The organism is Bifidobacterium pullorum DSM 20433, from assembly GCF_000771405.1.
Lineage (GTDB): Bacteria > Actinomycetota > Actinomycetes > Actinomycetales > Bifidobacteriaceae > Bifidobacterium > Bifidobacterium pullorum.
Map to the genome: position 1 here is coordinate 13,290 of NZ_JDUI01000006.1, position 12,998 is coordinate 26,287.

General features: G+C 64.9%; 9 protein-coding genes. 4 read left to right on the top strand and 5 right to left on the bottom strand.

The features are described from left to right. Window positions 1-6: 6 nt before the first annotated feature. From OU11_RS03365 to OU11_RS08790, 3 genes are read left to right on the top strand one after another with little or no spacing between them, the layout of a single operon-like run. Window positions 7-1,518, top strand: a complete 1,512-nt coding sequence (locus OU11_RS03365; protein WP_033514508.1) for a protein phosphatase 2C domain-containing protein — start codon at window positions 7-9, stop codon at window positions 1,516-1,518. Then, complete coding sequence (locus OU11_RS03370; protein ID WP_033514509.1) at window positions 1,509-4,220, top strand: hypothetical protein; 2,712 nt, start codon at window positions 1,509-1,511, stop codon at window positions 4,218-4,220. The genes OU11_RS03365 and OU11_RS03370 overlap by 10 nt, the downstream gene beginning before the upstream one ends. 26 nt (window positions 4,221-4,246) lie before the next feature. Beyond that, window positions 4,247-5,803 (top strand): protein kinase domain-containing protein, encoded by a 1,557-nt coding sequence (locus OU11_RS08790; protein ID WP_052122596.1) that lies wholly within the window; start codon window positions 4,247-4,249, stop codon window positions 5,801-5,803. 102 nt (window positions 5,804-5,905) lie between these two features. Here OU11_RS08790 and OU11_RS03380 read toward each other — a convergent pair whose 3' ends face one another. The 5 genes from OU11_RS03380 to dnaK form a co-directional block, all read right to left on the bottom strand. Beyond that, window positions 5,906-6,583 (bottom strand): HAD family hydrolase, encoded by a 678-nt coding sequence (locus tag OU11_RS03380; protein ID WP_033514510.1) that lies wholly within the window; start codon window positions 6,581-6,583, stop codon window positions 5,906-5,908. Window positions 6,584-6,760: 177 nt separating this feature from the next. Further along, window positions 6,761-7,333, bottom strand: a complete 573-nt coding sequence (locus tag OU11_RS03385; protein ID WP_152597053.1) for a heat shock protein transcriptional repressor HspR — start codon at window positions 7,331-7,333, stop codon at window positions 6,761-6,763. Window positions 7,334-7,486: 153 nt separating this feature from the next. Beyond that, window positions 7,487-8,494: a DnaJ C-terminal domain-containing protein gene (locus OU11_RS03390; RefSeq protein WP_033514512.1), complete on the bottom strand. Its 1,008-nt coding sequence runs from the start codon at window positions 8,492-8,494 to the stop codon at window positions 7,487-7,489. 86 nt (window positions 8,495-8,580) lie between these two features. After that, window positions 8,581-9,252 (bottom strand): nucleotide exchange factor GrpE, encoded by a 672-nt coding sequence (grpE, locus tag OU11_RS03395; RefSeq protein ID WP_033514513.1) that lies wholly within the window; start codon window positions 9,250-9,252, stop codon window positions 8,581-8,583. Between the two features lie 15 nt (window positions 9,253-9,267). Continuing rightward, on the bottom strand, window positions 9,268-11,127 hold the full coding sequence (dnaK, locus tag OU11_RS03400) for a molecular chaperone DnaK (protein ID WP_033514514.1): 1,860 nt from the start codon (window positions 11,125-11,127) through the stop codon (window positions 9,268-9,270). Window positions 11,128-11,646: 519 nt separating this feature from the next. Here dnaK and OU11_RS03405 point away from each other — a divergent pair. Then, on the top strand, window positions 11,647-12,969 hold the full coding sequence (locus OU11_RS03405) for an ATP-binding protein (protein ID WP_033514515.1): 1,323 nt from the start codon (window positions 11,647-11,649) through the stop codon (window positions 12,967-12,969). The last annotated feature ends 29 nt before the right edge of the window (window positions 12,970-12,998 follow it).

Below are 12,998 nucleotides of genomic sequence, written 5' to 3' on the forward strand. Positions count from 1 at the left end.
ACGACCATGCAGGACGCATCCGTGTGGGAGACCGTGTTCGCCATACTGCTGCCGATCGGCGTCGCGCTGGTCGCGGCCGTGATCATCCCCGCGATCATCATCGCCATCGCGCTGCGGGTGCAGAATAAACGCGACGCCGCGAACCCGCCGACCGGTGCCGGCGCGGACGAACGCGCGGTCGGCGCCGGCGGGGATGCGTCCGACAGCGCAGCCGATGACGGCACCCCGTCAGCCGACAACGCCGCGCCGCCCGCCATTCCCCCATCCTCCGTGCCGACGTTGAACGAGCTGGCCGCCGGCAGTGAGATTCCGCCGCGCGCGGATCATGAGGACCGTGAGGTTCCCGGGGATGACGGGGCCCGCGCGGATGCCGCGAAGATCGATGCGCCGACCGTGGTCCTGTCCAACCCGCTGCCTCCCGCCCCGCCGACCGTTGCGCAAACCGCCGAGGAACCCGCCGATGCGCGGACCGCCGTCGAAGAGACCGACGCCCCCGAGCCGCAGCCCGCCGAAGAGTCTGGCACGCAACTGCTCTTCCCGCCGATCGACGCACAGCCTGCCGTCCCGCCCGAAGACGTCTGGATCATGCCGCCCGCTCCCGCCGATATCACGACCGTCGACCACGGTACGCGCGCCGGCGTCGATGCGCTCGGTCCGGGAGCCACTGCCGTCATGCCCGAACGCCGCCCGGTTGACGTGCGGGAGGCGTCCACCGCCGGACCGGCGTTCGCACTCGACACCTTGGAATGCAGCGGGCTCACGTTGGCGTTCGCCTCGATTCGCGGGCTCGGCCATGAGGATTTCGGCCGTCCCCGCCAGGATTACGCCGCCATCGCGCAGGAGGGTCGGTATCTGATCGCCGCCATGGCGGATGGCGTCTCCGAGTCGCGCTTCTCCCATGTCGGCGCCTCCGTGGCTTGCCGTGCGGCCATGGCGGCCGTGCAGGGGCAGTTGGAGCGGCAGGTTCCGCTCGATGACATCGACTGGCGCGGCGTGACCGAGGAGGTCCGCACGATGCTGCGCCGCCGCGCCCGTGTGATGCTTGGCCGCGACGCCGAGGCCGACACCGACGACCGGGAGTGTGCCCTGCTGCTGGGCACCACGGCCGAGGTGCTGGTCGTCGACGCCGAGGCGAGCGAGCCCGAGTTCGTCCGCGCGACCCTGGCCGGAGACGGCTACGCCTTCGTCCTCGACACCGAGCGCGGATTGCGCCCGCTGGGTTCCACCAAATCGGAGGATGCGGCCGGTCTGTTGTCCAGCGAGGTCACCCCGCTGCCGGCGCAACCCGGCGAAGGCTATCCGATCATCTCACGCGGCACGCTGCATCGTGGGACGCAGGCGGTGCTGGTGACGACCGACGGCATCGGCGACGATATGGCCGACGGGGACTCGCCCATCGCCGGCTACCTGTGGGAGCGTTTGCGCAGGCCCGTGCCGCCTTACGAACTGCTGCGCGTCGTCTCGTACCTGAGGCGGCAGTCGAATGATGACCGAACGGCGATGCTGCTATGGGCATGACCGTGGAGGAGCTGTCCCAATCGGATCCCGTTCGACTGGGATTGGACAAGGTCGGCCACGGCGGCCAGGCCACCGTCTACCGCCTGCCGGCCGACATGCGGGTGAAGGGCTGCGATCGTCTGGTCTACAAGCGGTACGCGCCCTCCACCGTGCTGCGGGAGCGGCGGACCGCCATTCGCGTCAGTCTGGAACAACTCATCGCCAGTTACGATGACCTGGGTTCGCTGCCGCATGGCATCAAGCTCAAACGGGACATCGACGCCCATGCGGCGTGGCCGCTGGCGGTGGTGGAGGCGGCCGACGGTTCGCTCGGCGTCGTCGAACGGCTGGTCGACGCGCGATTCCTCGGCGGTCCGGATTCCGGCCGCGCGGAATGCCTGGAAATGTGGATCAGGGACGAGTCCGCCACCCATCTGATCGACGAGGCGGGCCTGAACCGGCTGACCGATGAAGGTCGCCGCCGCGCCGCGCTGCAGGTCCTGGCCTATTACGCGATGCTGCACGGGCTCGGATTCGTCATCGGCGACATCAGTTTCTCCAACATCATGCTGTTCGTGCCCGAATCCGGCCAGTCGGAACGGGTGAACGTCGGGTTCATCGAGGTCGACACCTATCGGCATGTGCGACGGGCCGGCGGCATGCCGCAGGGCACCTCGCCCACCTTCACCGTGCCGGAGGCGGACACGTGGCTGGAACGCTCCGAACACGCCGAATCCGAGTCCGAGCGCCGCTACGCGCAGGCCAAGTCGTTGCTGCAGACGCAGGCCTCCGACGTATACAAGGCCGCGCTGGTCGTGCTGCGGCTGTTCTCCGACGAGGAGCGGTTTCCCACCAGCATCCGTTGCGTTCGCGGCGACCATCACCGCGAACGGCTGCGCCGCGTGTGGAGCGAGACCGCGATCCGCGCGCTGGAGGACGCGCTGGAGGACGACCCCGCCGTCCGTCCGACGATGGACGACCTGTATTGGGCGTTCTGCACGGGTCGTCCGGTGCGGAACCGCTGCGGTGCCGCCGCCCCGGCTTCCGGCAGCGACGTGGCGCTGCTCGTGGTCGACGGGCAGACCATGCAGCAGGATGGCGTTGTCGTATGCGACCTGTGTCCGTCGGCACCGGGTGGAACGCAGTGCATCATCCTGATGACGGAACAAGACCGGGCGACCGTCGTCTGCCCGGCGGCGCCGCTGGCCAGCATCATGCACTGGCCGATCCGACGCTTCCAGCCATCCGGCGGCTCGGCGTCCGAACCGACCAACACCACCGGCAACGGTATCGAAACCGCATCCGAGATGTGGACCGCACGTGCGCTGATCGATGATCCCGACGCGCGAATCGACGTGTACGCGTACGCCGACCTGCACAGCGTCCCCGGTCTGGAACAGGCGATCGACCAGACGGCGGGGACGCGCATCATGCCGCGGACCACAATCAAGCCGAAAACAGCCGCATCAGCCGTCACGAACACGGCGGCGGGGATTGCGGCGACTTCGGCGAGCGCCGCGGACACGAACAAGGGCACAGACGCAACCACCGGCGGCTCCCCCGCCGACAGCCCGCTGGACGATTTGGATTTCGACGCGTTCCTCGAACAGATTCTGCAAGACAGCGCGAACGGCGAAACGACCAGCGAGGATTCCGTCACAACAAACGCCAGCGCAACCCCCGATCCGATTCCCGCGCCGAAAACCGCGCCCGCGTCCGTTCCGGGGAAAGCCCCGCGAAAGAAGACCGCCAAGGGCAAGTCGGCCAATGCAAACCCGGCCGCGACTTCCGCATCCGCGACCGCCGCAACCAAACCGTCCGCAACCAAATCCAAGTCGAAGTCGGCGGCACCAATCCCCGAACCGGTCAGAAAGCGCCGCAACACCTACATACTGATGGCGCTGGCGTCGGCCGTGTGCCTGGGATGCATCCTGTACGTGATGCTCGCCGCCGTGATGCCGGATCTGCCGGCGTTCCAGACGTTGCCGTTCGGGTTGGACGAGTACACGATTCGCGACATGGCGGAGGGCCTGTGCTCCCCGGTGGGGGCCATCCTGCTGATGATGACGGTGTTGAGCCTGCTGATCCTGCCGAAAACCGCCCGGCAGGGAACGGATGAAAACGCCGTTGCGATGGGCACGGCCGCCCTGTTCCTCGTCCTGCTGGGCGCGGTGTACGCCAACGACACCGCCGAATCGTGGGTACGGTGGACCTCGACGATAGCGGCCGGTCTGGAGCTGCTGAGTCTGACGGTGTCCGTGGGCGAAAGCGGCCCCCAACTCACGCCGTTCCGCGAGCCGGCCGACCGCGATCCCAAGCCGTCCGGGTACGGCTGGATCTCCCCGATACTGTTGGCGGTGACACTGGTCGAGTGGCATATTCCGATTGCCGTGGGACAGTTCATGTCGACGGCGTTCGGCTTTTCCGGCGGAACGTTGACGTTGCGTAACAGTGCCGACCTGGGCGGCAACGGGGTGACGATTCAGGATGTGCTCTACGATCCCGATTACATGGGATTGTGGTTCACCGGCGCGCTGGTGATCGGCGCGCTGTGGCTGCTGGCGCGGTGGCGCGTGGCCAAACCGGTGGCGTGGATACTGTGCATCACCGGTTTGATCGTATTGACGTTCAGTTCGCCCGCCGCGCCCGCGATCTATTGGGCCATTCCCGATGCCGCCAAGCCGCTGGTGAACGCGCTGCTGAACACGTCGTTGATTCTCTAGCCACATATCGAGCAAAGGAGACGATTATGGCACGGACCGCTTCCAACCGCCCCGCCGCGCAGGGCAACGATGACGCGACCCAGCTGTTCAGGGCCGCGGGGAACGACCAACCCACCATGGCGCTGGGGGCCGCGGTTTGCGACGGGGCAACCGCCGTACTGCCGGGAACCGCGCCCTCGGACGGCATGACGGCCGTATTCCCCGATGCCACAGCGCAGGATGCGCCCGGCGGAACCAAGGTGATGGGTACAGCCACGCAGCAACCCACGACCGTGCAGCAACCCACGGCCGCCACGCAACAGCCCGCGCCGGAGAACCCGGCGCCGGAGTCCCCCGTCGCGCAACAGTCCGTCAATCCACGCGAGACGACCAGCGCCTATCACATCCCCGAGCAGGCCCTGCCGCTGGCCAAACCGTCGGGCGGCGACACGGCCCTCATCCTGGACAACCGCTACCGGTTGGAATCGCTGCTCGGAGAGGGCGGCATGGGGCGCGTCTACCTGGCCACCGACCTGCGGCTGTTCCACCGTTCGGTGGCGCTCAAGCAGCTGCGTGCCGACCTGTGCGGCGACGAATCGTTCCTACGGCGCTTCGCCCGCGAGGAGCGCGTACTGGCCACCGTCAGCTCGCCGCACCACATTCCCGCACTCTACGATGTCGGTCCCGAAACCGCACGCGTCCCGTATTACGTCATGGAGTACGTGGACGGATGCACGCTGCGCAAACTCATCCAGTTGAACCGCGGCAAGCCGGTGCTGCGGCTGTCCGACGTCTGCCGGATCATGGTGGAGCTGTTCGAGGGACTCTCGCAGATACATCGTCTGGGATTCATCCACCGCGACGTCAAGCCTGACAACATCAGTCTGGACGTCACCGGATGCGTCAAACTCATGGATTTCGGTATCGCCCGGTCCACCAGGGCCGACGGCGTCACCCAGACCGGGCAGGTGGTCGGCAGCCGGCTCTACGCCTCGCCCGAGCAGAAGCGGGGCGACGACGTGGACGAGTCCACAGACGTGTATTCGGCGGGCGTGGTGATGTTCGAACTGCTCACCGGACAGCATCCGCAGTCGGCGCCGCGCACCGGTTTGCAGGCGCTGCAGGTCAACCGCGTGCCATCCAATGTGGTGGACACCCTGCCCGGTAGGGTGGATGACCTGTTCCTGGCGATGACGCAGCCGGATCCGCGGAAACGGCCGACGTCCTCGAGCATTCTGAAGATGCTGCGCGTGGTGATCAACCGTTTCGCCCCCACGCCGGATCTGACGGCCACGCCCGCCTACGATCCTCCGACGTCGGCCGCGCAGTGGCATCCGCAGGGCGAAACGATGCGGTTCCTGGGCACCCTGTACTACCGCGGCGGGCATTGCCTGCACCGCGACTATGCGGCGGCCGGGACGTGGTATCGGCGTGCGGCGGACGAGGGCGACCGCAAGGCGGTCTACAATCTGGGCATCCTCAATCTGATCGGCGAACACACCGACCAGGCTCGGAACTGTTTCACCTGGCTGCTGGACCAGCCGTACACCGATGACAAGGTGAAGGATCTGGCCCGCAAGCAGCTGGCCCGGTTGCGGGCGTGACGGCAGGGACGGCCGTTCCCCGGCTCTGCCCGAAAACAGATGAGCCGTGGACCGATACCGGCCCACGGCTCATCTCGACGTTCTCGTCTTGAATCTCACACGTTACACGTGCGCCGCCAATCTGCGGCACACAATCGCCTCCAACGATTCGACGTCGATGCCGTCATACGAATCAATCGAAGCGAACTGCCCCAGACCGGAGGTGTCGGTGCGAATCCAGCCGGTCTGGGCGATCACGGTGGCACCCGACGCCACGCCCGAACGCAGGCCGGAGGACGAATCCTCCAGCACCACGCAGCGAGGCATGTCGGCGGCGCCCAGCCCCAGCCGCTTGGCGGCCTCCAGATACGGCGCAGGATCGGGCTTGTGCGCCACGGGATCGTCGCCGCAGACGTAACCGGCGAACAGGTCGCCCGCCTGACGCATCACATTCTCCACAATCGGACGGGGGGATGTGGATACCAGCATGGAGGGCACGCCCGCGTCCTTCAGCGAGCGCAGCACGTCCAGCACACCGTCGATCCACGGCAGGCCCTTCAACTCGGACTCGTAGACATAACGCTTGAGCTGCACGTCGATCTCGTCGACGGACAGCGTGCACCCCTTGGCGATCATGCGGCGGGCCACGTCGGGAACGGGCGTGCCGGAACCGGCCCAGCCGTCGTCCTCATTCCATTCGCCGCCGTTGGCGTGGGCAATCTCGATCTCGCCCTGGTGCCACAGCGGCTCCGAATCGATCAGGGTGCCATCCAAGTCCCAGAATACGGCTTTCAGTTCCATCGTCGTCCTCCGGTGTTCGAGTTTCTCAACGCCATCTCACCAGAGAACCGGGACGATTGCCGGTCATGACGAACGGCACCGTCCGTCCTGCGCGCGGAACATCACTCGTATACGCGCTCTGCTTGTAGTTGCGAATCAGCAACTACAAGCAGAGCGCGGTGCCAGAGTCCCCTCCGCTCACACCATATGCCAGACGACCACGGCCTGGGACCCGGCACCGTCGCCCGCATCGTCAGCGTCATACCGTTCGCGGCGCGACGGCAGCGCCCGCTGATCCACGTGAATCTGCCGACGCCACTTCCGGGCGCTGCGGTTCTGTTCGATCTCCACGATGCCGCCGTCGGCGTCGGCCGCGAACACGCTGGAGCCCGAGGGTTTGCGCAGGCGCGCCACCTGACGGCGCAACTCGCGGTTCTCCTCCTCCAGTTCAAGGATGCGGGTGATGCCCGCCAGGTTGATGCCTTCGTTCTGGCTCATCTTCTGCGCGTGCGCGAGCCGGGAGACGTCGCGCAGCGAATAGCGGCGGGCTCCGCCTTCGGTGCGTTGCGGCACCACCAGACCCAGCCGGTCGTATTGGCGGAGCGTCTGCGGGTGGATGTCGGCCAGCTCGGCGGCGCGGCCGACGGTGAACACGGGCAGCTCCACGTCGAAGCCCACCTCGCTCGCGCCGTCGAGGTTCGCACGCCCGGAAACCAACGCCACGGCGCACATCTCATAGAGCTGCCGCACCTGCTGTGCCACCCGTGCCATGGTGTTCCTTTCTCCCGTTTTCGCCATTGCCGGACCGTGACACATTCCAAGGTTACGTAACCGCGGAATTCCGCCATTGTGGAGACGCCACTTGTGTCACGGTCCATATGATTGGCGGCACGTCAACCGCTGGTTGACGTGCCGCCATATCGATTATCGTTGTTCGGCCAGTTCGGCGGCGAAGTCGCCGGATTCCTTGTCGAATTCCTTCGCCGCATGCTTGAGCCCCATGCCGGGCTTGGCGGGCACGCGGATCTCGATGCGGCCGATCAGGTCTCCGGCGCCGCGCGAGGACTGCACACCCTTGCCGGGCACCCGCACCTCCGCGCCGCTGGACGACCCCGCCGGCACCTTGAAGCTCACCGGCTCGCCGTCGATATCCCGCGCCTCGACCTTCGCGCCGCACACGGCCTCGCCCACGGTGACGGGCAGGGTCATCACGATGTCGCGTCCCCGCATCTCGAACCGTTCGTCGGGCTTGACGTTCAGCTGCAGATACAGGTCGCCGGCCTTGCCGCCGTTACGCCCCGGCTTGCCCTTGCCGGCCAGACGGATCTTCTGTCCGTCCTTCACGCCGGCGGGGATATGGGTCTTGAACTTCTTGCCATCCATGCCCAAGGACACGGTGGCGCCCTTGACCGCCTGACGGAACGTCAGCGTGACCTTCGAATTGCGGTCCTCGCCGTCCTCCGGGCGCGGCGCACTCTGCTGGCCGCCATACGGCGAACCGCCATACGCGCTGCCGGCAGGACCGGCACCTCCCCCGAACATCGAGAAGATGTCGTTCAGGTTCGTGGGGCCGCCGCCGTTGGTCTGGAAGCGGATATGCGAGCCGTTGCCGCCGCCGAACATCGAGCCGAAGACGTCAGAGAAACCGCCGGCGTCGAACCCGCCGCCACCGGCACCGCCGGCGAAGCGCGCGCCGCCCATGCCGAACTGGCGGATGGCGTCGTACTTCTGGCGGCTGTCCTTGTTGCTCAGCACGTCGTAGGCTTCGGAGATGTCCTTGAACTTCTCCTCGGCCTCTTTGGTCTTGTTCAGATCCGGATGGTATTGGCGGGCGAGCTTGCGGTAGGCCTTGGTGATCTCCTGGTCGGTGGCGTCCTTGGAGACACCGAGGACCTTGTAGAAATCCTTGGAGAGCCATTCATTCTCAGCCATTCTCGCTGCCTCCTTTCATTGCGAAAATCATGAGTTGCATTGGGTGCCGGGCATCCCGCGAATGGGAGGGACGCCCGGCTACGCGTTCACGCCTGCGGCGAGGCCACCACCACGCGGGCGGCGCGGATCACCCGGTCGCCGATGCGGTAGCCCGCCTCGACCACGGTATCCACGATCTCCTTGTCGGCGGTCGGGTCCGGCTTGTGCAGGATCGCGTCGTGACGGGTCGGGTCGAACTCCTCGCCCTTCTCGCCGAACTTCTCCACGCCGAACTTCTCGAAGGCCTTGTCGATCTTCGCGGAAACGGCCTTGAAGGAGTCGTCCATCTCGCTGTGCTCGCGGATGCGGTCGATGTCGTCGAGCGCGGGCAGCAGCGCGGTGAGCACGTCGATGATGCCGTGCTGACGGAAGCGCTCCTGCTCCTTGGCCGCGCGGTTGCGGTAGTTGATGAACTCCGCACGCTCGCGCTGCAACGCCTCGAGGTACTCGGCGGCCTCCTGCTTGGCTTTGCCCAGCGGGGTCAGCGTGTCCTCGTTCTCGGCGGACTCGCCCTCGGCGGTCGAACCGTCGGAGGCCGGCGCATCGGCCTGGTCGCCGGCCGCAGCGGCTTCGGAGGCCGGCGCGGCGGTGTCGTCCTCGGGTGCGGACGCATCCGCGTCGGGGGCCGACCCGGCCGGAGCCGACGTCGCGGCATCGGCCGCGAAATCGTCGACGTCCGGCAGGTCGTTGAGGTAATCGTCCTTGTTGAACTCAGCCATGATTACCGGCCCTTATTACTTGTTGTCCTTGTCGTCGTCCACGACCTCGGCGTCCACCACATCGTCGTCGCCGCCATTGCTGGCGGAACCCGACGCGGCACCGGCGGCGTCCGCGGCACCCTGCTGGGCGTACAGCGCCTGGCCGATCTTCTGGGCGGAGGTCATCAGCTCGGTCTGCTTGGTCTTGATGGCCTCGATGTCCTCGCCCTTCAGGGCCTCCTTGAGCTCGTTGACCTTGTCGGTGACCTCCTTGGCCACGTCGTCGGAGAGCTTGTCCTTGTTGTCGTTGACGAGCTTCTCGGTCTGGTAGGCGAAGGACTCGGCCTGGTTGCGGGTTTCGGCGTCCTCGCGGCGCTTCTTGTCCTCGGCCTCGTGCGCCTCGGCCTCCTTGACCATGCGGTCGATCTCGTCCTTCGGCAGGCCCGAGCCGCCGGTGATCGTCATCGACTGCTCCTTGCCGGTGCCCTTGTCCTTGGCGGACACGTGCACGATGCCGTTGGCGTCGATATCGAAGGTCACCTCGATCTGCGGGATGCCGCGCGGCGCCGGGACGATGCCGGTCAGCTCGAAGGTGCCCAGCGGCTTGTTGTCGCGGGCGAACTCACGCTCGCCCTGGTACACCTGGATGAGCACGGACGGCTGGTTGTCCTCGGCGGTGGAGAACACCTCGGAGCGCTTGGTCGGGATGGCGGTGTTGCGGTCAATGAGCTTGGTCATGATGCCGCCCTTGGTCTCGATGCCAAGGCTCAGCGGGGTCACGTCGATCAGCAGGACGTCCTTGCGGTCGCCCTTGATGACGCCGGACTGCACGGCGGCGCCCACGGCCACGACCTCGTCCGGGTTCACGGACTGGTTCGCTTCCTTGCCGCCGGTCAGCTCCTTGACGAGCTCCTTGACGGCCGGCATACGGGTCGAACCGCCGACCAGCACCACATGGTTGATTTCGCTGACGCCGATGCCGGCATCGGCCAGCACGTTGTTGAACGGGGTGCGGCAGCGGCCCAGCAGGTCGGAGGTCATCTCCTCGAAGTGAGCGCGGGTCAGGGTCTCGTCCAGATGCACCGGGGTGCCGTCGGGGGTCATGGCCAGGTACTGCATCGAGATCGTGGTGGAGGTGGAGCTCGACAGCTCCTTCTTGGCCTGCTCGGCGGCTTCCTTCAGACGCTGCAGGGCGATCTTGTCCTTGGCCAGGTCGACGCCGTACTTGTTCTTGACCTCGGTCACCAGCCAGTCGATGATCTTCTGGTCCCAGTCGTCGCCGCCGAGGCGGTTGTCGCCGTTGGTGGCCTGGACCTGGATGGTGGAGAAGCCGTCCTCATCCTTGCCGATCTCCAGCAGGGACACGTCGAAGGTGCCGCCGCCCAGATCGAAGACCAGGATGCGCTCGTCCTCCTTGCCCTTCTCCAGACCGTAGGCCAGGGCGGCCGCGGTCGGCTCGTTGATGATGCGCAGCACGTTCAGGCCGGCGATGGTGCCGGCGTCCTTGGTGGCCTGGCGCTGGGCGTCGTTGAAGTACGCCGGGCAGGTGATGACCGCGTCGGTCACCGGCTCGCCCAGGTAGGCTTCGGCGTCGCGCTTGAGCTTCATCAGGATCTGCGCGGAGATCTCCTGCGGGGTCCACTTCTTGCCGTCGATCTCGACGGTCCAATCGGTGCCCATGTGGCGCTTGACGGAGCTGATGGTGCGGTCCACGTTGGTGACGGCCTGACGCTTGGCCACCTCACCGACGAGGATCTCGCCGGACTTGCTGAACGCCACGACCGACGGCGTGGTGCGAGCGCCCTCGGCATTCACGATGACGGTGGGCTCGCCGCCTTCCAGCGTCGCGATGCAGGAATTGGTGGTACCCAAATCGATGCCAACTGCACGTCCCATAGTGTTGTCTCCTTTGTGTTCGGTTATCCGTTACGTTTCTTCGCCCAAGTCTTGGGTCCGGCGGCCGTTGCGCCGCCCGATCCCCGACCGGAGGATGTGCCCTCGTCTTGGGCTTTCCAAAACTTGAGCCTACACCACTCAACTTTGTAACGCAAGTTTTTATTCCCGGATTTGGGGGGACTTTTTAGAGATCGGGCCAGGGGGCAGGTTCGCACTACTTCGGGTTTGAAATTTCAATTGGCGGAATTCCGCCAGCCCGTCATCGAAACCCGTCAATAGTGCGAACGTGCCCCGCGGCCTTATGGTCGCGAGGCACGAAACGACGGGTGCCTGTCTTCAGCCATATAGGTCATGGCGTCATACCAGGCTTTTCGGGACATCCACGACACAAGTTGAAAAAATGGCAAATTGAGCCTCATTTTTGGTTGGAAAAATGGCATACAGACCACCAAAGACGGTTGGAAAAATGGCATCGCAACACTACAATCATAAGAAACACAACATTTTGAAGGAGGTACAATGCCTGACCTCAAACGAAGAGCCATGAAGCTCATGGAGTCATGGCACAATGCGCCGAACCGGACGGCGCTGCTCATTGACGGTGCCCGCCAGGTCGGCAAAACGTACCTTGTCCGCGAATTCGCACATACCCACTATCAGCATCTGGTCGAATTCAATTTCATTGAAGACCCGGACCTCACCCGTATGTTCGGCAAGCCACGCAAAGCCGACGACATACTGATGCGCATGGAACTCGCCTCCGACGAACCTATGCAGCCAGGGAATACGCTGGTCTTCCTCGACGAGATCCAACAATGCAAGGAAGTCGCCACCGCCATCAAATTCCTTGTGGATGACGGTCGTTACGACTTCATACTCTCCGGCTCGCTGCTCGGCGTGGAGCTGGAGGATATCCGATCGGTTCCCACCGGTTATCTGACCGAGATCCGCATGTTCCCGCTGGACTTCGAGGAGTTCTGCTGGTCGCAGGGAGTCAGCGAGGATGTATTCGCCATGCTGCGGGACCACTTCGAGCGACGGATCCCTGTGGACGAGTTCGTTCACGACCGTTTGAAACGCCTATTCTCCCAATATCTGGTTATCGGCGGCATGCCCGCGGCCGTGGCATCGTTCACAGACAATAAGAGCATCGGCGATGTACGCACCATCCAGGAGAACATCACACATGAATACCGACGCGATATCAGCCGATACGCGCGTAGGGAGGACCGGCTGCACATTCGCTCGATCTACGACCTCATCCCAGGCGAATTGAACAACCCCAACAAACGCTTCACATTCTCCAAAATAGAGAAGAACGCGCGATTCCGAACGACCGCGGCGGATTTCGACTGGCTGGCCGCCGCGAACGTGGCCATCCCCGCCTATAATGTCGACGAGCCAAAGCGCCCCCTGAAGATGTCGATGGAACGCAACCTGTTCAAGTTGTTTTACTCCGATGTCGGCTTATTGACCGGTTCGTTCCTCAAGAGCACATCGCTGGACATACTCGACGGCGTAGAAGATGTGAACTACGGCAGTATCTACGAGAACCTGGTCGCACAGGAGCTCACGGCACACGGGTTCGACGACCTGTATTACTACAACAGCAAGAAACTGGGCGAACTCGATTTTCTCATTCAGGACCGGAACGATAACGTCATCCCCTTGGAGATCAAATCCGGAAAGGGATACAAACGCCACCGGGCGCTCCACAACGTCCTCGCCGCCGACACATACCACATCCAACAAGGCTATGTACTCGGCCCAGACAACGTCTCGGTCTCCGGCAGAGTGACCTACCTGCCTATATATATGGTCGGGCTGTTCACCAACGAGTAGACGCCGGAAACAACACACACTCCGGATTG

Bases quoted from the DNA above. Each gene is read 5' to 3' on its own strand.
- OU11_RS03365 (WP_033514508.1), top strand. From the start codon at position 7: ATGCAGGACGCATCCGTGTGGGAGACCGTGTTCGCCATACTGCTGCCG.
- OU11_RS03370 (WP_033514509.1), top strand. From the start codon at position 1,509: ATGGGCATGACCGTGGAGGAGCTGTCCCAATCGGATCCCGTTCGACTG.
- OU11_RS08790 (WP_052122596.1), top strand. From the start codon at position 4,247: ATGGCACGGACCGCTTCCAACCGCCCCGCCGCGCAGGGCAACGATGAC.
- OU11_RS03380 (WP_033514510.1), bottom strand. From the start codon at position 6,583: ATGGAACTGAAAGCCGTATTCTGGGACTTGGATGGCACCCTGATCGAT.
- OU11_RS03385 (WP_152597053.1), bottom strand. From the start codon at position 7,333: ATGGCACGGGTGGCACAGCAGGTGCGGCAGCTCTATGAGATGTGCGCC.
- OU11_RS03390 (WP_033514512.1), bottom strand. From the start codon at position 8,494: ATGGCTGAGAATGAATGGCTCTCCAAGGATTTCTACAAGGTCCTCGGT.
- grpE (WP_033514513.1), bottom strand. From the start codon at position 9,252: ATGGCTGAGTTCAACAAGGACGATTACCTCAACGACCTGCCGGACGTC.
- dnaK (WP_033514514.1), bottom strand. From the start codon at position 11,127: ATGGGACGTGCAGTTGGCATCGATTTGGGTACCACCAATTCCTGCATC.
- OU11_RS03405 (WP_033514515.1), top strand. From the start codon at position 11,647: ATGCCTGACCTCAAACGAAGAGCCATGAAGCTCATGGAGTCATGGCAC.